At 49.2% G+C, this 25449-nt stretch carries 27 protein-coding genes and 1 tRNA gene; 17 read left to right on the top strand and 11 right to left on the bottom strand.

Annotated features, from left to right (window positions below; genetic code table 11):
- Nucleotides 1–40: 40 nt before the first annotated feature.
- Together AC2YIT_RS21625 and AC2YIT_RS21620 are read right to left on the bottom strand one after the other, a co-directional pair.
- Nucleotides 41–793, bottom strand: a complete 753-nt coding sequence (locus tag AC2YIT_RS21625; RefSeq protein ID WP_487280567.1) for a DUF5672 family protein — start codon at nucleotides 791–793, stop codon at nucleotides 41–43.
- A 21-nt stretch (nucleotides 794–814) separates the two neighbouring features.
- Nucleotides 815–1849 carry a glycosyltransferase family 2 protein gene (locus tag AC2YIT_RS21620; RefSeq protein ID WP_487280566.1) on the bottom strand — a complete coding sequence of 345 codons (1035 nt, stop codon included), beginning with the start codon at nucleotides 1847–1849 and terminating at the stop codon, nucleotides 815–817.
- Between the two features lie 53 nt (nucleotides 1850–1902).
- Here AC2YIT_RS21620 and AC2YIT_RS21615 point away from each other — a divergent pair, with 53 nt between their 5' ends.
- The 6 genes from AC2YIT_RS21615 to AC2YIT_RS21590 all read left to right on the top strand — a co-directional run bounded on the left by AC2YIT_RS21615 (nucleotide 1903) and on the right by AC2YIT_RS21590 (nucleotide 8147).
- Nucleotides 1903–2454: a hypothetical protein gene (locus AC2YIT_RS21615; protein ID WP_430850668.1), complete on the top strand. Its 552-nt coding sequence runs from the start codon at nucleotides 1903–1905 to the stop codon at nucleotides 2452–2454.
- A 7-nt stretch (nucleotides 2455–2461) separates the two neighbouring features.
- The gene (locus tag AC2YIT_RS21610; protein WP_487280565.1) at nucleotides 2462–3256 is read left to right on the top strand and encodes a cysteine hydrolase family protein; all 795 of its coding nucleotides are present in this window, start codon (nucleotides 2462–2464) and stop codon (nucleotides 3254–3256) included.
- Nucleotides 3257–3330: 74 nt separating this feature from the next.
- Complete coding sequence (locus AC2YIT_RS21605) at nucleotides 3331–6234, top strand: excinuclease ABC subunit UvrA (protein ID WP_430850664.1); 2904 nt, start codon at nucleotides 3331–3333, stop codon at nucleotides 6232–6234.
- 50 nt (nucleotides 6235–6284) lie between these two features.
- Nucleotides 6285–6716, top strand: coding sequence for an antitoxin Xre/MbcA/ParS toxin-binding domain-containing protein (locus tag AC2YIT_RS21600; protein ID WP_487280564.1), 432 nt, complete (start codon nucleotides 6285–6287; stop codon nucleotides 6714–6716).
- 11 nt (nucleotides 6717–6727) lie between these two features.
- Nucleotides 6728–7192 (top strand): RES family NAD+ phosphorylase, encoded by a 465-nt coding sequence (locus AC2YIT_RS21595; RefSeq protein ID WP_487280563.1) that lies wholly within the window; start codon nucleotides 6728–6730, stop codon nucleotides 7190–7192.
- 118 nt (nucleotides 7193–7310) lie between these two features.
- Entirely contained in the window at nucleotides 7311–8147 is an 837-nt protein-coding gene (locus tag AC2YIT_RS21590) for a fumarylacetoacetate hydrolase family protein (RefSeq protein WP_430850658.1), read from the top strand.
- 61 nt (nucleotides 8148–8208) lie between these two features.
- Here the strand turns inward: AC2YIT_RS21590 and AC2YIT_RS21585 are convergent, their stop codons facing one another.
- The 4 genes from AC2YIT_RS21585 to AC2YIT_RS21570 form a co-directional block, all read right to left on the bottom strand.
- Nucleotides 8209–8598: a hypothetical protein gene (locus tag AC2YIT_RS21585; RefSeq protein ID WP_430850656.1), complete on the bottom strand. Its 390-nt coding sequence runs from the start codon at nucleotides 8596–8598 to the stop codon at nucleotides 8209–8211.
- A 319-nt stretch (nucleotides 8599–8917) separates the two neighbouring features.
- Nucleotides 8918–10228, bottom strand: a complete 1311-nt coding sequence (gene der / locus AC2YIT_RS21580) for a ribosome biogenesis GTPase Der (RefSeq protein ID WP_430850654.1) — start codon at nucleotides 10226–10228, stop codon at nucleotides 8918–8920.
- A 64-nt stretch (nucleotides 10229–10292) separates the two neighbouring features.
- On the bottom strand, nucleotides 10293–11216 hold the full coding sequence (gene era, locus AC2YIT_RS21575) for a GTPase Era (protein ID WP_430850652.1): 924 nt from the start codon (nucleotides 11214–11216) through the stop codon (nucleotides 10293–10295).
- 45 nt (nucleotides 11217–11261) lie between these two features.
- Nucleotides 11262–13277, bottom strand: a complete 2016-nt coding sequence (locus tag AC2YIT_RS21570; RefSeq protein WP_487280562.1) for an LTA synthase family protein — start codon at nucleotides 13275–13277, stop codon at nucleotides 11262–11264.
- Nucleotides 13278–13385: 108 nt separating this feature from the next.
- On the opposite strand from AC2YIT_RS21570, the gene AC2YIT_RS21565 reads away from it, so the two are divergent.
- From AC2YIT_RS21565 to AC2YIT_RS21530, 8 genes are all read left to right on the top strand, one after another.
- Nucleotides 13386–13458 (top strand) — tRNA-Met (locus AC2YIT_RS21565).
- A gap of 197 nt (nucleotides 13459–13655) precedes the next feature.
- The gene (locus tag AC2YIT_RS21560) at nucleotides 13656–13991 is read left to right on the top strand and encodes a hypothetical protein (protein ID WP_487280561.1); all 336 of its coding nucleotides are present in this window, start codon (nucleotides 13656–13658) and stop codon (nucleotides 13989–13991) included.
- Nucleotides 13992–14289: 298 nt separating this feature from the next.
- Nucleotides 14290–14514, top strand: coding sequence for a hypothetical protein (locus AC2YIT_RS21555; RefSeq protein ID WP_430850646.1), 225 nt, complete (start codon nucleotides 14290–14292; stop codon nucleotides 14512–14514).
- A gap of 339 nt (nucleotides 14515–14853) precedes the next feature.
- Nucleotides 14854–15012, top strand: coding sequence for a 50S ribosomal protein L34 (gene rpmH / locus AC2YIT_RS21550; protein WP_015813300.1), 159 nt, complete (start codon nucleotides 14854–14856; stop codon nucleotides 15010–15012).
- Nucleotides 15013–15108: 96 nt separating this feature from the next.
- Nucleotides 15109–15525, top strand: coding sequence for a ribonuclease P protein component (locus AC2YIT_RS21545; RefSeq protein ID WP_487280560.1), 417 nt, complete (start codon nucleotides 15109–15111; stop codon nucleotides 15523–15525).
- A gap of 6 nt (nucleotides 15526–15531) precedes the next feature.
- Nucleotides 15532–17184 carry a S41 family peptidase gene (locus tag AC2YIT_RS21540; protein ID WP_430850641.1) on the top strand — a complete coding sequence of 551 codons (1653 nt, stop codon included), beginning with the start codon at nucleotides 15532–15534 and terminating at the stop codon, nucleotides 17182–17184.
- A gap of 42 nt (nucleotides 17185–17226) precedes the next feature.
- Complete coding sequence (gene tsaB, locus AC2YIT_RS21535) at nucleotides 17227–17922, top strand: tRNA (adenosine(37)-N6)-threonylcarbamoyltransferase complex dimerization subunit type 1 TsaB (protein WP_430850639.1); 696 nt, start codon at nucleotides 17227–17229, stop codon at nucleotides 17920–17922.
- Nucleotides 17923–17996: 74 nt separating this feature from the next.
- A complete protein-coding gene (locus tag AC2YIT_RS21530) occupies nucleotides 17997–18530 on the top strand; it encodes a DUF2480 family protein (RefSeq protein WP_487280559.1) in 534 nt (177 codons plus the stop codon).
- Here AC2YIT_RS21530 and rnhB read toward each other — a convergent pair.
- The 4 genes from rnhB to AC2YIT_RS21510 are packed head-to-tail and all read right to left on the bottom strand — an operon-like array spanning nucleotide 18491 to nucleotide 21960.
- Nucleotides 18491–19117, bottom strand: a complete 627-nt coding sequence (rnhB, locus tag AC2YIT_RS21525) for a ribonuclease HII (RefSeq protein ID WP_430850635.1) — start codon at nucleotides 19115–19117, stop codon at nucleotides 18491–18493. The genes AC2YIT_RS21530 and rnhB overlap by 40 nt on opposite strands.
- Entirely contained in the window at nucleotides 19117–20136 is a 1020-nt protein-coding gene (locus AC2YIT_RS21520) for a VWA domain-containing protein (protein ID WP_430850633.1), read from the bottom strand. Before AC2YIT_RS21520 ends, rnhB begins: the two co-directional genes overlap by 1 nt.
- An 11-nt stretch (nucleotides 20137–20147) precedes the next feature.
- On the bottom strand, nucleotides 20148–21074 hold the full coding sequence (locus AC2YIT_RS21515) for a hypothetical protein (protein ID WP_487280558.1): 927 nt from the start codon (nucleotides 21072–21074) through the stop codon (nucleotides 20148–20150).
- Nucleotides 21067–21960, bottom strand: coding sequence for a DUF58 domain-containing protein (locus AC2YIT_RS21510; RefSeq protein WP_487280557.1), 894 nt, complete (start codon nucleotides 21958–21960; stop codon nucleotides 21067–21069). The genes AC2YIT_RS21515 and AC2YIT_RS21510 overlap by 8 nt, the downstream gene beginning before the upstream one ends.
- Before the next feature lie 84 nt (nucleotides 21961–22044).
- On the opposite strand from AC2YIT_RS21510, the gene AC2YIT_RS21505 reads away from it, so the two are divergent.
- Nucleotides 22045–22404, top strand: a complete 360-nt coding sequence (locus tag AC2YIT_RS21505; RefSeq protein ID WP_430850626.1) for a DUF4296 domain-containing protein — start codon at nucleotides 22045–22047, stop codon at nucleotides 22402–22404.
- A 55-nt stretch (nucleotides 22405–22459) separates the two neighbouring features.
- A complete protein-coding gene (locus AC2YIT_RS21500) occupies nucleotides 22460–23221 on the top strand; it encodes a polyprenol monophosphomannose synthase (RefSeq protein WP_223406224.1) in 762 nt (253 codons plus the stop codon).
- Here the strand turns inward: AC2YIT_RS21500 and AC2YIT_RS21495 are convergent.
- Nucleotides 23184–24377, bottom strand: coding sequence for a M20 metallopeptidase family protein (locus tag AC2YIT_RS21495; RefSeq protein ID WP_430850624.1), 1194 nt, complete (start codon nucleotides 24375–24377; stop codon nucleotides 23184–23186). The two genes, AC2YIT_RS21500 and AC2YIT_RS21495, sit on opposite strands and share 38 nt — an antisense overlap.
- Nucleotides 24378–24539: 162 nt before the next feature.
- Between AC2YIT_RS21495 and AC2YIT_RS21490 the strand changes: the two genes are divergently transcribed.
- On the top strand, nucleotides 24540–25445 hold the full coding sequence (locus AC2YIT_RS21490) for a class I SAM-dependent methyltransferase (protein WP_487280556.1): 906 nt from the start codon (nucleotides 24540–24542) through the stop codon (nucleotides 25443–25445).
- The last annotated feature ends 4 nt before the right edge of the window (nucleotides 25446–25449 follow it).

Genomic DNA, 25449 nt, shown 5'->3' with positions numbered 1-25449 from the left:
AACCGACGATAGTTTGTTAAAAATTGTTAAACGCAGGAAGTCACTGGTTTACAGTAATGAATGGAACCCAGAATGCCGGGTCGTAGCGCTCCCAGGCGTGGCAGGCGAAGGGTAATTGATGGTTTGTCAGTTCATAACTTGCCGCCGGGCTTTTCTCGAACGCAAAACGCAATGCCTCCCTCCATTGTGGCAGCTTCATGAAAAATTTCATGGGTTTGAGGCGTGTTGCTTCCTGGCAGAAAAGCATATCTTCGTTCCCTTTCCAGGCGGGATAAAAGACATTGTAAATCTTTAAATAACGCAAAAACGAAGGAATCTTCCGCAACGAAAGCCCCCCGTTCAACACGACACGATGCGTTGATAATGCTTGTGCAAAATTCTGTGCAGACTCCGCGGGAATGGTATCGAATTCGGGCTGATGCAACGACGGCGCGCCGATATAGTCGTAGCCCTTCGCACACCATTCTTTTAATTCATCCCGGAAAACGAATGCATCGAGCTGGTAAATGAGAATGTATTCGTAGGCCGTAAAAGTTTTGTAAAAATCAACGGACACCATAAGGCGGTTGTACGCGTCGACATTTGTGAAAAAGCTATTGTCGAAAGATTGAAATATAAGCGAGGGATATTGCTGCTGAAATGCAGAAAGGTCCAGCGCCGCGGGTTTCACGATAATCACCGGATAACTGCCTAGTACTTGCATACATTGCCGCAACGACATCTGTTCCGCCTCCGACAGATTTGCCTGATATACCGGTATAACCACCGCCACCAACGACTTATTTTCAGCCATTTTCAATAATCATCCAGTTCGTCATTCTAATAAATCTCCTATCGCGGGCAACCACCAGTCTTTGCTGCTAAACTTGTAGTAGCCCCGCAGCAACTGGCTCAAAATCGGAGTAAGTCGTCTGAAACGGTTTTCAGGCAGTCCGGCGCGAGTATAAAAATGCTTTTGTGAAAGATACAATTTGAGCAGCTTCTCCCGCGGGACGAATGGAAGCGCGCGAAGGAGCAAATACAACTCGTGCAACTTATTGGCTTTTTCTTCCAGTGGGATCAATTTCAACCTCCGGTCGCGCTTGAAACGATCGGCCAGTTGTACTTTTTCCACTTTATTACCAAATCCGACCTGCTGACTGGAATGGATGCGATACGAAATCAGTGGTTCGGGGATGAATTCGATTTTACCTTCCAGACTTAGCACCATGGCTATCCAGGCATCGTGGATCAGATCCTGAACGTGGGTAGGAAATGGCATCAGCCGTTCAAGCGCAGATTTACGGATGGCCAGGGTGGCACCGGTTACCACAAAACCATTGAAAAGGATCTCATGTGATTTGCCGCTACGCCAGAGCTGCTGCCGTGCTTGGTTGAACTCGATTTCCTCCCAAATGGTACCCCCGGTCGGCTGCGAGTCGTCGTCGATCTTATCCGCATCACTGAACACGGCATCCAGGTTTGGATGCGCATTCAGGAACGCAAGTTGCTTTTGCACTTTGTCTTTCCGCCAGCGGTCGTCCTGATCGGAGAGAAAAATCACATCCCCGTTGCATAGGGAAAGACATTTCTCGAAATTCCTGGTCGAGCCGAGATTCTGCTCGTTCACATGGATGCGCACGGGAAATCTGCTGGTAGCAGCGAAAGATTTTATGATTTCAATAGTGTCGTCCTTCGATCTGTCGTCGCAAACAACCAATTCGTCCACCGAAACCGTCTGATCAGCAATGCTCTTCAACTGTTCGGGCAGGAACTTTGCCCCGTTGTAAGTACACATAGCCACTGAAATCATAATGTGTATCTGTATTTTATATTTTTGTAAAAGCTTCCCGGCCCGTTTATAGGCCATAAAGTTACGTGGTTGTGCCGGGAATTAAACTAAAAGTTATTAAAAGCACCCGAATGGCGTTACCAGAACAGCTCAAAAAGGCGATTATCCAAATGCCTGCCAAAGAAAAGGATAAACTGCTCCTGAGACTGATCACGAAAGACAAAACCCTGAGCGACCGGCTCCATTTCGAACTCATTGAGGATAGTTCTACGATTCCCGAGCGTCGGGAAGAGCTCATGGGGCGGATCGTGCGGACGTCGAAATTTAACCAGAACACGCCCGGCTGGATCCTGATGGATATGCGTAGCCTCAGCGCGGACATTGCTTACCATGTGAAAGTCACGAAAGACAAGATCGGCGGCATCGAGCTCAACCTTTTCCTACTCAATACCTTTCTGGAAAGTTATTCGGATATTCTCCGAACCTATTCTTCCCGTGCGGATACCTGTGCATTATACATTGCCAAAAAGGCCCAGGTGATCCTCAACGGACTCCATAAACTCGACGAGGACTACCGGACTGATTACATCAAAGATGCGAACCGGATGCTGCAACTGGTTTTCAGCCACTGTTCCAAAATGTACGCCCGGCAAATGGAGCTACCACAGGAACTTGAATTTTAAAAACACCATGAAAAAGACCGCATTGCTGATCATCGACGCCCAATACGATTTCTGCGACCCTAACGGCACCTTGTATGTGCCGGGCGCCGAAAGAGACGTGGAACGCATTGCCAACCTGATTGCGCTGGAAGGCGACAAAATAGATGCGATATTTCTGACGCTCGATACACATAAAGTGCTGGATATCGCGCATCCGCTTTTCTGGGAAGACCAGAACGGCAATACAGTAGCACCGTTCACATCAATTTCCAGCAAATCGGTGGAAGCAGGCAAATGGGTGCCGCGGTACCATCGCGAATATGTTTTGAAATACCTGCAAACCCTTGAAGCTGATGGCGAATTCCAGCATTTCATCTGGCCGGAGCATTGCCTCGTCGGCTCCAAAGGTGCTGCCATTGACGACACCCTCATGCGTGCTGTGCTCGCGTGGGCGCACCGTATCCGCCGCGACTACCGCACCGTTTCAAAAGGCATTAACCCGCTCACCGAGCATTTCGGGGTTTTTAAAGCACAGGTACCGGTAGCGAATGCCCCGGAAACTGAGCTGGATGAGCGTTTTCTGGCAGAGCTGAATACATTCGATCAGATATTAGTTGCTGGTGAAGCACGATCGCATTGCGTGGCGACAAGTATCCGGCAAGTCGTGAAATATGCGCCGGCATTAGCTGCCAAGACCATTGCATTAACCGACTGCATGTCCGACGTGCCCAACTTCGGTCATTTTGCCGATCCGATATTTGAAGAAGCTGCGAAAAGCGGCATGAAATTTGAGAAAGCGGGCCAGGTTTTCAAAGAAAACTAAATGCACAGGCTTTTGGTTATAATAGTATCACATCATCATTCAAACTAATATCATAATCCATCGATAACCCCGCTATGATGCAACTAGCTGTGCCCCGCATCGAGGCCGACCAGTTCGATGAACTGGATCCGAGACAATACATTCTGATCAAAGGTGCCCGTGTAAACAATCTTAAAAACGTCGATGTGGCGATCCCGCGCAACAAGCTGGTCGTCATCACCGGCCTTTCCGGCTCCGGAAAGTCTTCCCTCGCCTTTGATACGCTTTTTGCGGAAGGCCAGCGGATGTACGTGGAGAGCCTTAGCAGTTATGCGAGGCAGTTCCTGGGCAGGATGGAGAAGCCGGAGGTGGAATACATTAAGGGCATTTCGCCAGCTATTGCTATTGAGCAAAAGGTGAATACCCGTAACCCGCGGTCGACCGTCGGCACTTCCACGGAAATTTATGATTATCTCAAACTGCTTTTCGCGCGTATTGGGCATACTTATTCGCCGGTTTCGGGGGAAATTGTAAGAAAAGACTCCGTTACGGATGTAGTGAACTACATGCTCGCGCACGACGAGGGCACGCGTGTAATGGTCCTCGCGCCGCTGCTCATCCGCGATGGCCGCTCACAAATCGAAGAGCTTACCATATTGCTTTCAAAAGGCTATAACCGCATTGTGCTGAACGAGGAAGTGGTTTCTATCGAGGATATTCTCGAAAAACCCGACCATTTCCCGCAAGCCGGTAATCAGGTTTCCATCCTCATCGACCGTGCCGCAATTCGCCACAACGACGAAGACACACAATACCGCCTTTCTGACTCCGTACAAACCGCATTTTTCGAAGGAGAAGGCACATGTACCGTACATATTGTAGGGGGTGAAAAAAGAGTTTTCTCTGATAAGTTTGAATTGGACGGGATCACATTCGAAGAACCTTCCGTCAATCTTTTCAGCTTCAACAACCCTTACGGTGCCTGTAAAAGGTGCGAGGGTTTTGGCAAAATATTAGGCATTGACCCCGATCTGGTCATTCCCGACAAAAACCTTTCGGTGTACGACGGTGCTATTGCGCCCTGGCGTACCGAAAAAATGGGCGAATGGTTGATCCCGCTCGTCCGCAACGGCGTGAAATTCGATTTCCCGATCCATAGGCCTTACAAGGACCTTACGCCTGCTCAAAAAGAGCTGCTTTGGACCGGGAACCAATATTTTCAGGGAATCAACGATTTCATTGCAGAACTCGAATCCCAGACCCATAAAATCCAGTACCGCGTAATGCTCTCGCGCTTCCGCGGCCGCACAACCTGCCCTGATTGTCGCGGCTCGCGTTTGCGGAAAGATGCATCGTACGTTAAAATCGGTGGCAAATCCATTACCGACCTGGTACTGATGCCTATTCAGGATGTTTCGGCTTTTTTCAAACAGCTCGAACTCAGCGACCACGACCGGCAAATCGCTCGCCGGGTTCTGACCGAAATCGAATCCCGGCTGGACTATATGAACCGCGTCGGGCTGGGTTATCTGACATTGAACCGATTGACCAGCACATTATCCGGCGGTGAATTCCAGCGCATTAAGCTTGCTACTTCATTGGGCAGTGCATTGGTTGGGTCCATGTACATTCTCGACGAACCGAGCATCGGCTTGCACCCGCGCGATACGCAACGCCTCGTAGGCGTACTCGAATCGCTCCGCGACCTGGGCAACACCGTGATTGTGGTAGAACACGAGGAAGAAGTGATGCATGCAGCCGATCAGATCATTGATATTGGGCCGGAAGCGGGGACGGGCGGCGGCCATGTGGTTTTTCAAGGGAATCAGCGTGATATTGAGGCATTAAAAGATGACGATGGTAGCTATGTGGTCAAGAATGGTCAGGAGGTCATTGGTAGTCAGGAAGTTGCTGAAGGGAATGTTCAGTCGCATACATTGGACTTTTTGCTGGGGAACGACTCTATTCCGGTGCCATCCGTACGCAGGAAGTCTTTGCATTTCCTCGAAATCAAAGGGGCGCGGGAGAATAATTTGAAGGAGCTGGATGTGAAAATCCCTTTGAATAACCTTACCGTTGTTACCGGCGTAAGTGGTTCGGGAAAATCAACCTTGATCCGGAAGATTCTTTATCCTGCATTAATGCGCCTCAAAGGCGAATTTAGCGAGGATGTTGGTCGTTTCGACGCGCTAACGGGCAGCATTGACCGTATCGAGGCCGTTGAAATGATTGACCAGAACCCGATCGGGAAATCGTCGCGCTCCAACCCGGTTACTTATATTAAAGCTTACGATTATATCCGGCAAATGATGTCGGAACAGCCGCTTTCGAAAGCGAGAGGCTATAAACCCTCGCATTTCTCTTTCAACGTCGACGGTGGCCGCTGCGAGATTTGCCAGGGCGAAGGTCAGGTGAAGATCGAAATGCAGTTTATGGCCGATATTTACCTCACTTGCGAGGGTTGTAATGGCAAGCGTTTCAAGCAGGAAATCCAGGAAGTAAAATATCAGGACAAAGATGTGGCAGAAATCCTGGATATGACTGTGGACGAAGCCATCGAGTTTTTCCGGGAATCGGAGCCTAAACTGGCGGACAAATTGCTGCCATTGCAGGAAGTAGGGCTTGGTTACGTGGGATTGGGACAATCTTCGAACACATTGTCCGGTGGGGAAGCCCAGCGTGTTAAACTCGCGTCATTCCTTGGCAAAGGCTCATCCAACAAAGGCAAAACACTCTTCATTTTCGACGAACCGACCACCGGTTTGCATTTTCACGACATTAAGAAGCTCCTTAAAGCCATCAATGCTTTGGTAGAACAAGGCGACAGCGTGATCATCATCGAGCACAATATGGAGGTCATCAAAAGCGCCGATTGGATCATCGACCTCGGCCCCGAAGGCGGCGAAAATGGCGGGCAACTCACTTTCACCGGCACACCTGAAGAAATGGTGAAGCTGGAAGGGAATTACACCGCGGAGTTTTTGAAGGAAAAAATTTGATATTGTGAAGTATGTCACTTAACTTAGTGACATACTTCATCAAAAGTCTTATGTCAACGCCTATCCGGTTTTTTGAGGAAGAATTTGTGCCATACGGCAAGCAACCCGCTTCCGAGTATGCGGTGGTTAAAACATCGCGGGAGGGGATTTTGCGTTCCGTTGCCGATGAAGTTTCTGATCTCGTGGGACTGACCGACAATGAGATTGCTTATGTATTAGGCATGACGCCGCGTAATTTGCATCGCATTCAAGGGGAAAAACGGCTTGGTACCGATGCATCAGAGCGCCTTTTGCTCCTCCGGAATGTGCTTATTCATGCGCTGGATACCTTTGAAGGCAAGGAGCATGTGGTGAGGCATTGGCTGCGGACGCCCATCGCCGAGTTGAATGAGCAGTCGCCATTGCAAATGATGGATACCGTTACGGGTTTCGGGCTGGTGGATAATGTGCTGGGCCGCCTCGATTATGGTTCACCCGCCTGATCGCGTCACCCATGCCATTGGTATACAGGATCACACGCGAAAAATACCGGCATGAGGCGCTTTCAACCGAAGGTGCCAGGCTGTTTGGTGCGCGCTGGAACCCCAAAGGCATTGGCGTACTTTATACCACTTCTACTCCCGAGCTCGGCCTGGTAGAGACCCTCGCACATGCGCCGGGCGTACGCTACGAGGACCTTCCCAAATACTGGCTTTCCTCCATCGAAATACCCGACGACATCAGGCATTACGTACGAAAAGACCTGCCCGATTTTTGGCAAGACAAAACCTATGGCCGGACGCAATTCTGGCTCAAAGACTGGCTCATCAAGCCCGACGTGCTTGCAATTGGCATTCCGTCGGTGATTGTGCCTTTTTCTTCCAACATCATTCTGCATCCCGAGCACCCGTTGTTTGCGGACATCAAGCTCATAGCTCAGGAGCCCATTCCAATTGACCGGCGCCTGTGGCACAGCTAACCATTCCTGCGGTTCACTTTCCCGCAAATTCAGTGGCCTGAAACACTTTCCTGCTCGTATTCATCAGTAAAGACACCCTACGCGGGACTTATTCAGGCAAAACCAAAATCTGCATTTCATGAAGTTATATAAGACCGAAAATGGTATCCTCCTTGAAAACGAGGACGTTTTCTACCGCCTCCACGAAACCGACTGGGACGTGGTTGTGAACAGGAATAACCTGTACGAATGGCTCGAAGGCCAGGCGCAAAGCCTTATCGCTTTGACATTCAGCGACGATCTCCCAATGCCAGAGGCGCTGGCGCCGATCGGTACCCAGGAAGTGTGGGCGTCGGGTGTGACGTACTTCAAAAGCCGCACTGCGCGGATGGAAGAGTCGGAAAAAGCGGGCGGCGGCAGCTTCTATGACCGGGTATACGAAGCCGAACGTCCCGAATTGTTCTTCAAATCGACCGCATGGCGTGTGGTAGGTCACCATGGCACGGTTCGCATTCGTAAAGATTCGACCTGGGATGTGCCGGAGCCGGAACTGACGCTTTTCGCCACTTCCGAAGGCGCATTGGTAGGTTATACCATTGGAAACGACATGAGTTCCAGAAGTATCGAGGGCGAAAACCCGCTGTATCTGCCGCAGGCCAAATCCTACACCGGCAGCGCGGCATTGGGGCCTTGTCTTTATGTGTTTAAGGAGAAACTCGGTCCCGACACGGTGATCGACCTCTCGATCGTGCGCGGGGGCGAGGAAGTTTTTAACGGAGAAGTTACATTATCCCAGATGAAGCGCAAGCCGGAGGAACTGCTGCATTTCCTCTACCGTGAAATGTCGTTTCCGTCAGGCGCTTATCTTATGACAGGAACGGGCATCGTGCCATCATCCGACTTCACGTTGCAAGCCGGCGACGTCGTTCACATTACCATCGAGCCGATTGGCACATTGACCAATACAGTAGGCTGATAAACAAAAAGCTGCGAGATCGACTCCCGCAGCTTTTTGCTTTCATAAATAACAGTATCGCTTACGAATGGGCCAACCTGGGGATAAAGGTGAAGATTACACATTTCACCGCGCCTACCAGCTTGCTTACCATTGATTCGCCTTCGTTTTCTTCGGGCTCATTCTCAAATAATGCTGCCGGTCCTTCTTCCAGGATGCGGGCATTCAGTGTAATGATTTGAGAAGCTGGCGCACTCGCGCTGGTATTTTTGATCAGCCCGGCGTGCTTCATCTGCACGGGTGCTTTTGCCTTCAAAGCAGGTTTAGCCTTTCTTACAATCGCTTTTTCCGTTACACATTCCTTGCCTGACTGCAATTTTCTGTGCGCTACGAACATGTTGTGCACATAACCTGTTGCGCTGGCTTGCAGGCTGATTATCGTGAGTAATATTAAGATTCTGAGTGTTTTCATGGCTTGTATGCAATCGTTAAGAATTCGGATGGAATTATGTGTAACTAATTGACCTTACAAATATATATGTTTCATTAGGTATCTTGCAATACATAGTACCTTGTTTTTAACATTTTTTTCGAAAATTTTTCAGGATTCTCTCAAAGTACCATGGCTGGCCGGATAACAGATGTAAAAGTAATATAAAAGGTTGCTCGAGATTTTCTAAAAAAGACGAACCGTAGAAATTTCCCGCTGAACAGTAGCTGGTTACGGATAAATTGCGAAAGCGCCGACAGGGAAAATCCTATCGGCGCTTCTTTGCTGATAACATTTCTTCCTACTTCTCGCGAAAGAATATCGTGATCGGTACACCCGAAAAATCGAAGTTTTCGCGCAAACGGTTTTCGAGATAGCGTAAATATGGCTCTTTCACGTGTTTGGGATGGCTGCTGAAAAACACGAACGTCGGCGACGGCGTCGGCAGCTGGATCATGTATTTGATATTAATATACTTCCCGCGGTGCGCCGGTGGCGGATATTTCTCGATCTCCGCCTGCATTACTTCGTTCAGTTTCGAAGTCGAGATTTTCTTGGTTTTATTTTGATAAACTTCCATCGCTTTCTCCATTACCTGGTGAATGCGTTGCTTCTCAACAACCGATGCGAAGATAATCGGCATGTAGTTCATCGGAGCAAGCTTTTCCAGTAATGCTTTCTTATATTGATCGGCCGTTTTGGAATCCTTTTCGATCAAATCCCACTTGTTGACCATGATCACAATGCCTTTTTTCGCCTTGTCCGCCTGACCGATGATGTTCAGATCCTGACCTTCTAAACCGAGCGTGGCGTCGAGGAGCACAATACAGACATCGGACTCTTCCATCGCCTTCATCGAACGGAGCGTCGAGTAGAACTCGATATCTTCTTTCACGCGCGATTTGCGGCGGATACCGGCGGTGTCGGTGAGGATAAATTCCATCCCGAATGCATTATAATGCGTATGGATCGCGTCGCGCGTGGTGCCCGCGATGTTGGTCACGATACTGCGGTCGGTGCCGGTGAGTACGTTCAGGAACGACGATTTACCTACATTCGGGCGTCCCATGATCGCGATGCGCGGAATACCTTCCTCCGGGTTTTCGATGCCTGCGGTTTCGAAATGCGTCACTACTTTGTCGAGCAACTCACCTGTACCGAAGCCCGTTTGGGCTGAAATCGCAAAAATTTCATCTCCCAAACCTAATTCATAAAATTCACCCGCCGATTGGTAGCGCTCAGTTGTTTCGGCCTTATTGGCTACGAGGTAAACCGGCTTATTGAAGCGGCGAAGTACATTTGCGAAGTCTTTGTCAAGATCGGTGAGACCGGTCATCGTGTCCACCATAAATAATACCACGGTCGATTCCTCGATCGCGAGTTCCACCTGGTCGCGGATCGCGCCTTCGAAAATATCTTCCGAACCTACCACATACCCGCCCGTGTCGATCACCGTGAAATATTGGTCGGTCCATTCGCCGTAACCATAATGCCTGTCGCGGGTTACGCCGCTCTGGTTGTCCATGATGGCCTTCCGGCTTTCGGTGAGGCGGTTGAACAAAGTGGATTTGCCCACGTTCGGACGACCAACAATCGATATTACATTTGCCATTTTCTTACTATTAGTATGATCCGAGCCGGCCTGGCACCCGCTCTTCATTCGTTTTATTTAAAATTTATTCCTGATAACCCAGCTGGCGAAGCTTATTTTCCTTGCTTCTCCAATCCGGTTCTACTTTTACGTGCTGTTCGAGGAAAACTTTTTTGCCAAAGAAATCTTCGAGGTCCTGACGGGCCTGTGTACCGACTTTTTTCAGCATTTCCCCTTTTTCACCAATAATGATCCCTTTCTGGCTTTTGCGTTCGACCAGAATTTCTGCGCGGATCACAATGATGTCGTCCTTGTCCTTAAATTCAGTGATTACTACTTCGGAGCTGTATGGAATTTCCTGGCGGTAATTCAAGAAGATCTTTTCGCGGATGATTTCCGAAGCAAAGAAACGCTCCGGCTTGTCGGTTAGTTCATCCTCGTCGAAGTAAGGCGGGTGGAATGGCAAGCGGGTCACCACGGCGTCGAACAATGTACCTATATTCGCCTTCTCCAATGCGGAGATCGGTACAATGGCTGCCGGATGGATTTCATTCTCCCATTCGGCCATTTTCGCTTTCACTTCCTCGTCGTTCGAGAGGTCGATTTTGTTCAGTACGAGCACCACCGGTGCTTCGGTGCGTTTCAGCAGCGGCAATACCTCATGCTCGGCGGCTTTCTCGCCTATTTCCACGACAAAAAGCACCACATCGGCATCTTCCAATGAGCCTTTCACGAAGGTCATCATCGAATCGTGTAGTTTGTATGACGGCTTAATCACCCCGGGCGTATCCGAGTACACGAGCTGGAATGGAATATCCTCGTGCTTTCCATTCAGAATCCCGATAATGCGGTGGCGTGTCGTCTGCGCCTTGGAGGTGATGATCGACATTCTTTCACCCACGAGCACGTTCATCAGCGTCGATTTCCCGACATTGGGCTTTCCGATGATGCTCACAAAACCAGCCCGGTGGTTACGCAACTCGGTATTATTTTCGGCTTTTTCTTCCATAAAAATTACTTCTTCACTTTTTTCAGCTTCCCAAAAATGGGGCACCTAGGGTGTTACCGTCAGCCGGTCGTCCAGCATCCGGTTAGAATATTGCTGGATAAATGCCTTCACCTGCAATTCCATAGGCCCTTGAACCTCCGGAATGCGTCCTGCAAGGTTATTTTTCAAAAGCTTGTCTTCCTGATATTTATACAAACCTACGGTTTTCCGGCCATCAAATTGCAAAACATATGGCCCATTGAACCATTGATAGACGCCATCATAGTTGACAGCGAAGTTGAGCGGAGGGTTCCCGAAGACGTTTTTTCCAAAACCAAAATAGGGTTTATCATAATATAAATAACCCAGAATGGAGGGCATAATGTCGATTTGCTGAACGAGCCGGGTGCTGTCAGTACCCGGCGAAACGACGCTTTTTATACCCACGCCACTTGGAGATCCTTCATCCGGCATTTCTTCGCCGGGCGAGGCGTCGCCCGGCGCGTAGAACAGAATCGGGATAGAGAAATTTCCTACCGAGGTCTGGTACTGAGGGTAATGAGCAAATGTGGCCGAATGATCGGCCGTGATCACAAATAATGTATTCTTAAACCATGGTTTAGTTTTGGCAGAGTCGAAGAACTTACGTAATGCATGGTCGGTATAACCCATTGTTTCGTAGATCGGCAGCGGGCCTTTTGGAAACTTGCCCTGGTAGCGCGCGGGTACCTTGTACGGGTCGTGCGACGACACTGTGAACAGTGTACTCATGAACGGCTGCTGAAAAGTACCCAGCTTTTTGCACCAGAATTGCAGGAACTCCTCGTCCCAAATTCCCCAGATTCCGTCATAGTCGGCGTCATTATTGTATTCGGTTTTACCATAATAATCTTTAATACCAATCAAATTGGTAAATGCCTTGAAACCCATTGAGCCATTCGGTGCACCGTGGAAGAACGAGGTGTGGTAACCCTTCTCTTGCAGCATTTGGGGCAGGCTGGGGAGCTTGTTATCGGTGTAGCGCGTCAGTATAAATGGCTCCATAATGCCCGGAATGCTCGTAAGCACCGACGGAATGGCCTCTATCGACTTCGCACCATTGGCAAACGAATACCAATGCACCTTGCTGTGCTGCATAAGCGAGTCTATAAACGGGGTATAACCTTTATAGGTACCGTTTTCCAAATCCCGATTGAACGTCCCCACCATTTCCTTTCCAAAACTCTCCCAGATCAGTATCACGACGTTTTTCGGCCGGAATGCCGGCGCATTAGGGTCGGGATAATGGATCGGCGAGTAAACCGCATTCATTTCCTGCTCCGACTTAAAGAAGTTCGCCCGCTGGTAATCGGAGCGTTTCAAGGTCTTGAAAATGCAGAATGGCGTGTTCAGGACAATGAACATTTCTTTCGGTTTATCGACGTATTCACCTGCATTGCTCAGCGTGATCGGGCGGGTGCTGTGCCGGAAGCCTCCCTTCACACCCCCAATAAAAAGGAAAACCGCGCCGGTCATCAATACACTGTGAACGAGAAATATCTGCCAGGCCGGGCGTACGGGTTTGAGACCTACACGCCAGCGTCGCGTGAGGTATACCACCGCCACCACAAGCAACGCCCATACCAGCGCCACGTACCAATAATTCACCAGAAAGCCGCCGAACAGCTTGTGCATATTGTTTTCGTGCGAAAATTCCTCCAAAACCGACCACGTGCTCCTTTTGATCGTAAAGCGGTAGTAAATGAAATCAGCGCAGTTGGCAAGCAGGGCTATGCTGTTGGTGATAATAAAAAGGTAGTCCAGAAATTTTTGAAACGTCGGTCGGTACTTGAATGTGACGGGAATGAGCGTCAGGAACACATAGAGGATATTCGTGTAGAGCACCGCCACGAGGTCGAAGCGCAGCCCGCCGAGAAATAAACGCGGCGCCAAAGCCAGGGAAACGTCCGGAAAAAACGATTGATTGAAAAAATAAAAGAGAATCCGGCAAACTGTAAACAGGACCATGATGCCAAGCAGCCTGATCAGCAGCACCTGATGAATGCGCCATCCGAAACCGGAAGCGACTGAATATGAACTCATAAAATTGATATCAGAACGTTAGAGGCAAACTTTTTTAAAAAGTTTTCACAAAAATAATTGTTTTCTGTAAAACATTTGTTGTATGTTTGCACTCCAATTCAACGACACCGCGGGATGGAGCAGTTGGTAGCTCGTTGGGCTCATAACCCAAAGGTCGCTGGTTCGAGTCCAGCTCCCGCTACTAGGCCAAAGCCACTTTCGAAAGAAGGTGGCTTTTTCGTGTTTGTGACTTTTATTTGCACTACTTTGGATCAATCCCGAAACTTGTGGAGCGGATAGGATTTTGGCAGCATCTCTGCACAATATAAAATTGATGAGCCGCAATTTCAGCCTGAAATTTCTCAACGGCGCCCCCCCCTTGCACAGCAACTGCTGCGCATGGTCTTTTCTTTAAGCTATCTGCTCCCCACTGCCAAAGCGCAGGGAATCGCATTCAAATCCGATCATTACCGGCTTTCGCATTATACCGCCGAAACCGGGCTACCCCACAACAGTATCAAATCTATCGCACGCGATGATGCGGGATTTTACGCAGGCATCACGGCAAATTCCAAGCTCAATGAAATGGGCCAGCGCGAAATGTTGAACGAGGTGGGCAATGGGTTGGAGCAAAGCCTTGTGCAAATGACCAATTTCCTCGATAATCTCTTGAGCTATGTGCGGACGACACTTTACCGGATAAGGTTGAAATCTTTGGAAACAAACCTTTTGTAGACAACTACAACGTCTGCGAATTTCATGTGGTGTTCGACGAGAGCCGTTCTGATGAACAGCTACAATAGCTAACGTTCTGAATTGGGCGTATCCTTGTCAATATCAATCCTTTTGCCGGAGAAACAAATGCTCACATGAAAAAATTATTTATCATCGGTGACATATTATTTTACAGCTTTTCCGTTACTTTTGAAGAAATTAAGGGTAGAATATAAATTTATTCTACATTATTATAAAATAACACCTACATTTTTGTACCTTGCCGATGATTTATTCATGACGCCATGCGAATATGATTATGACAAACCCTTATTTCTCCGGCTTCGAGCATAGTGCAGCGCAAATTCGCCGCTTTCTGCAAACACACAAAACTTTTACGCTTCTGCTGTCGGAAGGACGTATTGTTCACCACGAGGCAGAGGACGCCATCCGCTTTAGGACCTGGCTTCTGACACATCAGATCGAAGACGTACGCGAATCGTTTACCAAAAACTATTCGGCCTATAATCTGATGTCGGCCTAGACCAGTTCCGCTTCCAGGATTCCCATTCCGGCATTTGTTGCCTCACCCTTCTCATTCCTAACAATTTCCTTCTTGCATTCCTGCCACGGTCAACATTCCGCGCATATAAATGTGCATGGTCGTATTCTCTGTGTAAACGACACAATGACCGGCGCCGGGTTTATGCTCATACTGATTTCCGTACCGTTTGGGGGGAGGAAATTCATTGCAAACAGCCGTACTAACAGACTATTTCTGAAAAAAATACAGAAATTTTGACTTGATTGATTTTTTTATCTACCTTTGCAAGCCAAAATTACGGGTAGACAGAGATTTATATCGCAATAATTTGATACTGAGATGAAACGTACCTTTCAACCATCGAATCGCAAGAGGAGAAACAAGCACGGATTCCGTGAGAGAATGTCCACGGCAAACGGACGCAAAGTAGTTGCTGGCCGTCGTAAAAAAGGCCGTTGGAAACTGACTGTTTCTGACGAAAAACGTCACAAGCAATAATTAGTGCTTGAAGGTTCAGTAGAGGACGCATAGTCATTCATAGGTCTGATAAGTTTGAAAACCACGAACTTATCAGACATTTTTTTCTACAAGAACTTGAAACAGAAATTTGGTAAGAACGAGCGGTTGCGTAACCTCCGTATCATAGGCAGGCTTTTCAAAAAAGGCAGTCCGGAGGTTCAAACGTTCTACCTTTATCCATTCAGGGTGCTGTATATCTACGCCCCCGAAACCCCCTCCCCTCTTCCGCAAGTACTTTTCTCTATTTCCAAAAGGAATTTTAAGAAAGCGGTTGACCGCAATCTGATCCGCCGACGCTGCCGTGAAACCTACCGGCTGCACAAATCTGCGCTCGTGGCATTACCCGCCCAAACGCGCCCTTCCTACATTGCTTTTTTGTATCTTGCAAAAGAAATAACCTCGTACGACGTTATTGAAACGGCTATGAAGCAGTCGCTCAAAAAGCTTGAAAAGCTGCCGCCCGCCTTTCTCAAAGAACAATCCAATTCCTGAACATAGATGAAAAAGTATCTTCGTTCCATCTTGCTGGCCGCTCCTGTCGTAGGCGGGCTGGCATTCGTTTCGTTCCGTCAGGACGACCGCCTTTTCGAAATCGCGCGAAATCTGGATATCTATGCCACGCTTTTCAAGGAATTGAATGCGTATTATGTCGATGAGATCAACCCTAATCAGTTAATCAAAACGAGCATCGACAATATGCTCCGTTCCCTCGATCCGTACACCGTATATTATGCCGAGGACGATATCGAGGATTATATGACCATGACCACCGGCAAATACAACGGCATTGGGGCGATGGTCAACTCTGCGGACGGCAAGCATACGGTGATGATGGTGTACGAAGATACCCCGGCACAAAAAGCGGGCTTGCAGCTCGGAGACGAGATCACGAAAATCAACGACATCGACCTTTCGACACGCGAAGATTTCGATACCGGCAAACTGCTGAAAGGCCAGACCCAAACTGCCGTTAAACTCACCGTAAAACGTTACGGCATTACCAAACCGCTCGAAATCACGCTCAATCGCGACATTGTGAAGGTGACCAACGTGCCCTATTACGGTATGCTGAACGAAGAAGTAGGTTATATTGATTTGAAGGATTTCACCGCAACCGCTTCCAGGGAAGTGCGTAATGCATTCCAGGAGCTGAAAGGCAAGGGCATGAAATCGGTCGTACTGGACCTGCGCGATAACCCGGGCGGATTACTGAATATGGCGATCGAGATTTCGAATATATTTATTCCGAAAGGCGAGGAAATAGTTTCGACCAAGGGAAAAGTGAGCGAATGGAACAAAACCTACACGGCTTACAACCCGGCGCTGGATACCGAAATACCTGTTGTGGTGTTGACCAATAACCGCAGTGCTTCGGCAGCAGAAATCGTTTCGGGCGTCATTCAGGATTACGACCGCGGCGTGCTGATCGGCCAGAGGACGTACGGAAAAGGCCTCGTGCAAACCACGCGCGACCTTTCGTTCAATACCAAAATGAAGATCACCACCGCCAAATACTACATTCCAAGCGGCCGGTGTATTCAGGCGATCGATTACAGCCACCGCAACGACGATGGCAGCGTAGGCAAGATCCCCGATTCGCTCATGACGGAATTTAAGACGAAAAATGGCCGTGTGGTGTTCGATGGCGGCGGTATCTTGCCTGATATCATTACGGAAAAAGAAACCTTCTCGCCATTGGCCGTTTCACTGGGCCGCAACCGGTTGTTTTTTGACTATGCGGTGAAATACCATTTCGAACACCCGACCATTAAACCCGCGAAGGAATTCCACCTGACCGACGCCGATTACGCCGCATTCACCAAATGGCTGGGCGACAAGGAGTACGATTATACTACCCAGGTAGAACGCGATCTGAAAGACCTGGAAGCTTCTGCCAAAAAGGAAAAATCATTAGAAGTTATTGAAGATCAATTGAAAGCATTGAAATCGAAGCTGTCACACAGCAAGGATAATGACTTGCAAATCTTCAAGCCGGAGATCAAAAAGATCCTTGAAGAAGAGATCATCAAGCATTACTATCTGGAAAAAGGCATGCGGGAAGCATCTTTCAATGAAGATCCCGAAGTAAAAGCTGCGCTGGCGCTCTTCAAAGACCCGGCCCGTTACAGCCAGATTTTGAAAAAGAAGTAATACCATCCGGCCCGTCGCTCGCGGCGGGCTTTTTGTTTTTATATGCGCTTACTCAGTATCGACACCTCAATCCGCGGATGTTCAGTAGCCGTCCACAACGACACCGGCTTGCTGGCAGCCTATGATCTTTTCACGGACAAATCCTCGTCCGCCATGCTCACCACGCTCATGCGCGACAGCGTGACGCACGCGGGGTTCGAACTTCAGGACATCGACGCGATCGCGGTCGCCAAGGGCCCCGGCTCATACACGGGCCTGCGCGTGGGCGTATCCACGGCAAAAGGCCTGTGCTACGCGCTCGATAAGCCGCTGATCGCCGTCAATACCTTGCAGGCGATGGCATTACAGCTCGCGCCATTCTACCCGGGACATTTGTTTTGCCCGATGATCGACGCACGCCGAATGGAGGTTTACGCGGCAGTTCTGGATGAAAACACTGCATTTGTCCAGGAAACTCAGGCAGTGATTATGAATGAAACTTCATTTCAGGACCTGCTGACAAACCACAAGATCGTATTCTTCGGAGACGGCGCTGCCAAATGCAAGCCACTCCTGGAAAAACACCCTCATGCGATTTTTCCTGCCGAAGACATTAAGCCGTCGGCACGTACCGTCGGACAGTTGGGTGCGATTGCATTCCAAAACGGCCGGTTCGAGGATGTGGCGTCCTTTGAACCCTATTACCTGAAAGATTTCATGTCGCCCGCGCCTCGCAAGGCCAGCACATTGGTGCAGTGAACAACGGATTTTAGAAAATTTGCCAAACAATCGGCCGCATTTTGGTGTTAGCCTTTTGTAAATGGATTTTTAGCATGGAAACTGACGAAATAGTAAACCGGGTTGCTACCAGCGGCATTATCTCACTGGATCTTGAAGAGCTTTACCATCCTGGCGAACGCATTGTTTACGATATCAAGAACAACCTCTGGCAGGGAATGATCCTGCGCGAAAAGGATTTCCGCGACTTTCTTAAAAGCCATGACTGGACGCAGTACCAGGGCAAAAATGTGGCGATTATCTGCTCCGAGGACGCCATTGTGCCTACATGGGCATACATGCTCCTCGCCGTACAGCTCGAACCTTATGCAAATGCATTTGTTTTCGGGGATTTGAACGCATTGGAAGACAAGCTCTTCGCCGACGCAATCAGCAAACTGAATGTGGAAGAATTTGCAGGAAAACGCGTGGTAGTAAAAGGTTGCAGCAAGGTAAATGTGCCTGTCTCAGCCTATGTGGCAGTGAGCAAATTGCTGAAACCCGTTGTCCAAAGCCTGATGTTCGGAGAGCCTTGCAGCACGGTGCCGCTTTACAAGAAGCCTAAATCTTCGGTTTCCTCTACCGATTGATCACCTTCTTCCTTAATCAGTTTGAACGTCATCCGGTGATAGGAACATGGGCCGTGCAGCACGATCGCTTTGCGGTGATGGACGGTCGGGTAGCCTACATTTTGCTCCCAACCATAATGCGGAAATTGCCGGGAAAGGTTGGCCATCAGCTCATCCCGGTAATTTTTTGCTAAAACTGACGCTGCCGCGATCGACAGGTAATGCGCATCGCCTTTGATAATACAGGTATGCGGGATCATCGGATAAGGCGTGAAGCGGTTACCATCAACGAGTAAATGCTCGGGACGCACCCTTAGCTTGTCTACCGCCCGGTGCATAGCCAGGAAACTCGCCTTCAGGATATTGATTTTATCAATTTCAACATTATCTACCTCCGCCACCGCCCAGGAGACCGACTCGCGGATGATTTCCTTTTCCAGTTCCAAACGCTGCGCTTTGGTGAGCTGCTTGGAATCGTTGAGAAATGAATGCTTATAATCGCGCGGCAAAATCACCGCCGCGGCCACTACCGGTCCTGCCAGGCAGCCCCTCCCCACTTCGTCCAGCCCTGCCTCGACGGCGTCGATATTGTAATAAGCTTTCAGCATTAATCTTCCAGAATATTGGCCATAAATGTACTCTTCGTCCCGATCGCCACCAACAGCAACGTAACTGCCCAATAGAGGTAAACGCGATAGTAATCCTTCACATCGCGCGACAGCACGTCACGCGACTTTACCTTTTCGAGCTGGTCAATCTGTTTAAAAACCGTTTCCAGCGTCGTATTATCGGTAGCACGAAAATACTTCCCGTTACCGATTCCCGCAATATTTTGCAGCTCGCCTTCATCCATTAATGCTCCTGCATGAGCTGTGGTGTCTGCTTTCGACATTTTTTTGGGTCGCCCCACTGAAATTGTATAAACCTTCACGCCAAATGCATTGGCGAGCTGAGCCGAAGTCGTCGGGCCGAGGTTACCGGATGTATTATCACCGTCACTGATCAGGATCGCCACCTTGCTCTCCCCCGGTGTGTCACGCATCCTGTTCACAGCCACCGCCAACGCACTGCCGATCGCCGTCCCGGGAGTGGGAATGAGGCTCGGATTGACCTCGTCGAGAAAACCGTACAGTAATTCGTAATCGGTAGTGAGCGGACAGAGCGATACGGCTTCCCCTGCGAAGACAATAAGCCCGATTCGGTCCTGCAACCTGCCTTTGATAAACTGCCTCGCCATTCTTTTGGCAGCTTCGAGGCGATTGGGACTCAGGTCCTTTTCGATCATCGAATCCGAAATATCCAGCAGAAGCACAATGTCAATACCTTCTGAATACTGGTCTCTCCGCTCCGAAACTACCTGCGGCCGTGCCAATGCCACCAAAATGAGGCATATCGCAAAGCCCACGCAAACCGGTTGTACAAACCGCAGCAAAGTGAGCCAGCTGCGGAAGCCTGTGACCGACGTGTAGGTAATCGTGAGCCGCTGCTTGTGCTTGCGATGCAATGCATTCCTCAACCAAAATAGAAAAGGAACCAGCGGCAGCAAATAGAGGAAATAGGGATACACCCATTCGTACGACCTCAGCGTGCTGTATCCAAACCATTCCAGTGAAAACCAGTTTTCCATTCAATACCCGATTATACGACGGGGCTGTCGAGTATAAACTTCCTTTTCGCCCGGTACAAACGCGTGGCACCTGTTTTGAGCACTTCCAGGTGTTTATCCATATTGCCTGACCGGCTTTGCCCGTACACGATACTGTCCATGTTTTTCAATGCATCGGCCAGTTCGTCGTCGGGCATATTATCAATGATTTCTCTTGTGGTATAAGTCGCAAACGGCTTTTTCTCTAACCTTTCCAGGTAGTTTTTCCAAATGATAATAGCCTTTTCGGCGTCCTTGATATTGCCCTTCTCTCGTGCACTGCGCATGAGGCGGTTGAACGAGCGAACGTATTCGAGATGCCGGCGCTGCAATTTGAGCAACTGCCATTGCTTGTAAATATCGCGCCCGAAAACCCAGTAAATGCTTCCTACCACACCGATAATCAACGCGACGGAGCCGATCAGCATCGAAAAATTGAACTCCCGGCTCAGCGCGGCCAGCGTTGTTTCTTCTTTCAATACGTTTTTTTTACTGAGATCAATATTGTTGCTTTTAACGAGCAGAACGGAGTCGGAAGTGGTGAAAACGGCCGTGCAATCCTTCTTCTGGAATACAAAGACAGGTAATCGCAGCTTTTGGACCTTCGATACGTCAAAAGAAACGAGGTGATAAACCGCACTATCGAGCGTGCCGCGTGCGTCGGTGCTGGACACGAAAATCCTTTGAGATACCAGTTCAAAAGGCGAGAAATCATAGGTGCTGTCCGGAAAGAAAATCTCGGATTCAGGACTGTGGCGTACGCTAAGGGAGAAATAAACGGGCTTGCCCACTTCCACGCTATCGGTCTGGAAAACACCTTTAGGTGTAATCCGCTGTTTGCGTGCGTCTCTTGCGATGCCCGAGAAACACAGCAAAAAGCCTGTTGCTACCAAAAAGAATACCTGAAAAACCCTAGCCATTGGATGGTGCCGTACTTTTGGTATAACGCCTCACCTTAAACAAATGGATCAGCGCCGGCACATAATCCTCTTGGGTATTGATGGAAATATAGTCGGCGCGGTTCTGATGGCACAACCGTTGGAGCTCGGCACTTCTTTTTCCGAAGCGATTGGCCATTTCCTCACGGTACTGGCGCGAAGAGGTATTTACCCACACGGTGGTCTTCTTCTCGGCGTCGTAAAGCGGGATAATGCCCAGCCCCGGCAAATTCACCTCCCTCGAATCATACAAATGGATCACAATAAGATCGTGTTTGCGGGCGAGGGCTTTGAGGTTGTGCTGGTAATTGTTGTCGATAAAATCCGAGATCAGGAATATCAGGCTGCGACGGCGTAGCACATTCAATGCAACGAGAATGGCCTCGGCGATATTGGTCTTGGTCGATTCGGGAACGAGTTTGTAAAGTTCCGAAATGAGGCCGTAACCATGCTTCATGCCGTCCGAAGGGCGAATGTACCGCTCGTTACGGTCCGAAAAGCATAGCAAGCCGACGCGGCTCGCCCCCTGAATGGCCGAGAGCGTGAGCACCCCGCATATTTCTTTCGCAATATCGATTTTGAGCTTCTTGATCTCCCCTACCTGCTGCGATGCGCTCACGTCGAGCATGAAGAAGGCCGTTTGCTCCTTATCCTCTTTGAAAATCTTGACAAATGTGCCGTGACCTTTCGCAGAGGTGTTCCAGTCGATCGCCCGCACGTCGTCGCCGTACTGGTACAAGCGCAGGTCGTCGAATTCCAGGCCGGACCCTTTGAACACCGAATGAAAGTTGCCGTGACGCTCGCTGGTCACCGCTTTCCGCATCCGGATTTCATACTTCCTCAACTTCCCCAGAAACTGCTCAAACATAAGTTTTGCAAAAAAATTACCACCTTTGTCGTCTGGTGTACCTAAAACAAAGATAGGTATTTTGATAGTAAGCTACGCCCTGCGATGAAATTCACGACCGTTATAAGCCTCCTGACCCTTTTTATGCTCCTGTTTTCGGCCTGTTCCGAAGACGAAACGCCGCCGAAAGGGACATTATCTGAGGAAAAAATGGCCACCATTCTGACCGACATCCACCTGGCAGAGTCGCGCGTGAACCGTTTACAGCTGAAATCGCTCGATTCGTCGCTCATGATTTTCAACCGTTTGAAAAGTGATATCTGGAAAAAACACAAAGTTGATACCACGGCCTATCGCGAAAGCTACGCTTACTACATGAGCCATCCCGAACGCATGACCACCATTTACGAAAAAGTGAACAAGAAAATTGAGGATCGGGAGAAAAGTAATAATATTAAGCTCTGAAAATTTCGTATCGCGCTCTATACTACGCATTTAACTTCTAAACTGGACAATTTCTGTGAACGATTGCATTGTAGTTATCCCTACCTACAACGAACTTGAAAATGTTGAAGCCATCATCCGGAAGGTTTTTAGCCTGAATCATCCGTTTGATCTGTTGATCATAGACGACGGGTCGCCGGACGGCACCGCGGGGGTTGTCAAGGAGTTAATGAAGGAATTTTCGGGACTTCACCTCGTAGAAAGAAAGGGAAAACTAGGCCTGGGTACCGCTTACATCCACGGCTTCAAATGGGCGCTCGAAAAAGGGTATAACTATATTTTTGAAATGGACGCCGACTTCTCGCATCCGCCCGAGGACCTGGTACGCCTCTATAATGCATGTGCGAACGAAGGCCACGATGTAGCTGTCGGTTCGCGGTATATTACGGGGGTAAATGTGGTGAACTGGCCTATTAACCGCGTGCTGATGTCCTATTTTGCAGGGTATTACGTGCGGATGATCACCGGGATGCCGATTATGGACCCAACGGCCGGCTTCATTTGCTACACGGCCAAAGTTCTGAACACGATCAATCTCGACAACATCCGTTTCATCGGCTACGCATTCCAGATCGAGATGAAGTTCAACTCCTGGAAATACGGTTTCAGCATAACAGAGGTGCCTATCATCTTCACCGACCGCACCAAAGGCGCCTCAAAAATGTCGAAAGGCATTTTCAAGGAAGCCATCTTTGGTGTGATCACTTTGAAACTCAACAGCTATTTCAAAAGGTATATCCCTAAGCATTCAGCTCAGAAATTGCCAGCCAACTCATAAGGCCGGTCGAAATCTCGAGCGCGCTTTCGTCGATATCGAATGTAGGTGTGTGCACGCCGGAAATGATTCCGCGTGCCTCATTGCGCGTTCCGAGGCGATAGAAGCAGGAATCGACTACCTGTGAATAGAATGCAAAATCTTCGCCGGCCATCCAGAGATCAAGGTCGATGACATTCTCCGCACCCATGTAGCCTACTGCGGCTGTTCTGGTACGGCGTGTAAGCTCAGGATGGTTTTTCAGGAATGGATAACCTTTCACGATCTCAAATTCGCAGCTTCCGCCCATACCTTCGGCGATGCTTTCGGCCATTTTCTTCATGCGGCGCAGGCCGTCCTCACGCCATTCCTCGTCCATGCAGCGCCATGTTCCCTGGATAGTCACTTCGTTTGGAATCACATTCGTAACGCCATCGGCAATAAACCGGCCGAATGACAATACCGACGGGTTTGCCGGGTTACGGTTACGACTGATAATCTGCTGCAATGCTACGATAATGTGCGAAGCCATCAGTACAGGGTCTACCAGCTGATGGGGTGCCGCTGCGTGGCCGCCTTTGCCTTTTACGGTCAAATATAATTCGTCCGTGCTGGCCATGTACATGCCTTCGCGGAAACCGATTTTACCCACCGGAATATTCGGTGCCACGTGCTGGCCTACCATGCTGGCAGGGCGTGGATTTTCGAGCACACCTTCTTTGATCATCAGGGAAGCCCCGCCCGGTGCTTTTTCCTCAGCCGGTTGGAATACCAATTTAATAGTCCCTTCAAACTCCTCGCGCAACGTATGCAGGATACGCGCCGTGCCCAGGAGCGACGACGTGTGCACGTCGTGCCCGCATGCGTGCATCACGCCCGGGACCTTTGATTTATAGGGAACGTCATTCGCTTCGAGAATCGGCAATGCGTCCATATCGGCACGCAGGCCGACGATTTTCTTGCCCGGGTTACGTCCTTCGATGATCGCTACCACGCCCGTTCCGGCAATGCCTTCTTCGGGTTGAAGACCAATTGCTGTGAGTTCCGATGCAACGTATTTCGCCGTTTTGAACTCTTCAAATGATAACTCGGGGTTACTATGCAAATGATGGCGGTGAGCAATGATGTCTTGCGACTGATCCTTGGCAAGCGCTTTGATTTTTTCCTGAAGCTGGGACATGATATGGAAGTACTACGGGTTGTCTTTACAAAACATTCAAAGGTAATAATAAAAAAATGGCGTGGTATCGTTACCATACAACCAAAAACACATAGCCCATTTGCTAAGAACGCGGCCGGCATTGGCTGGTGTTCCAAAGAAAAAGGGTAATTTTGACCAGATATGAATCAATCAGACACGCAAAAAATGAATCAACAGGAGTTTTTAGAATCATTGGTTTGTCCACGCACAGGAACCCCTTTAACCATAGCCGAAGACGGCAAATCTCTCAAAAGCGAAGACGGCACAGTTTATGAAGTAGGCGATACAGGCATTGTCAACATGCTGTATCCCAAAGAATTGCTTCCCGAAGATGCCCGCGAACAATATCTGTACGACCAGGCTTTCCTTCGCTACGACCGCGGCGTTTCCTGGGTTTTCGAAACCCTGAACCATTCCGACGAAGCCGCTACCCGCCGCTTTTTCATCGATCTGATGGAGCTGAAACCCGGTATGAAAGCCCTCGAAGTAGGCGCCGGAACCGGTAAGGATTCTGCATTGATTCTCGATAAAGTAAGACCCGGCGGTACGGCTGTTCTTTCCGATCTTTCGCCTAACATGCTGAAACTCGCACAGGAAAAACTCGTTACCGACGATTTGAACGTGCATTACTTCCTCGGAAATGGCTCTTACCTGCCATTCCCGGACGATACTTTCGACGCCGTGTTCCATTTCGGCGGCATTAACACTTTCTCGGAGCGCAAACGTGCATTCGACGAGCTGACCCGCGTGGTGAAACCGGGTGGAAAAGTGGTAGTAGGTGATGAAAGCGTGGCCCCGTGGCTTCGGAACGCCCCTACTTACGCTACTTTGCTGAAAGCGAATCCGCTGTTCCGTGCCGAGGTGCCGCTTGAAGATGTTCCGGCCAATATCGAGAACTTTAAGCTGCATTATGTGTTTGGTAATGCATTTTATGTAATGGAATACCGCGTAACCGCGAAGGCCCCGGAAGTGGATATCGATCTGCCGATCCCGGGTAAAGATTTCGTTGATAACTGGCGCCTGCGGGCTGAAAAGGCAGTCGACTGAGCAT

This window comes from Dyadobacter sp. SRI_021 (assembly GCF_057586235.1).
Note: the sequence above shows the minus strand (reverse complement) of the source record. Positions and strands in the feature narration are given on the sequence as shown.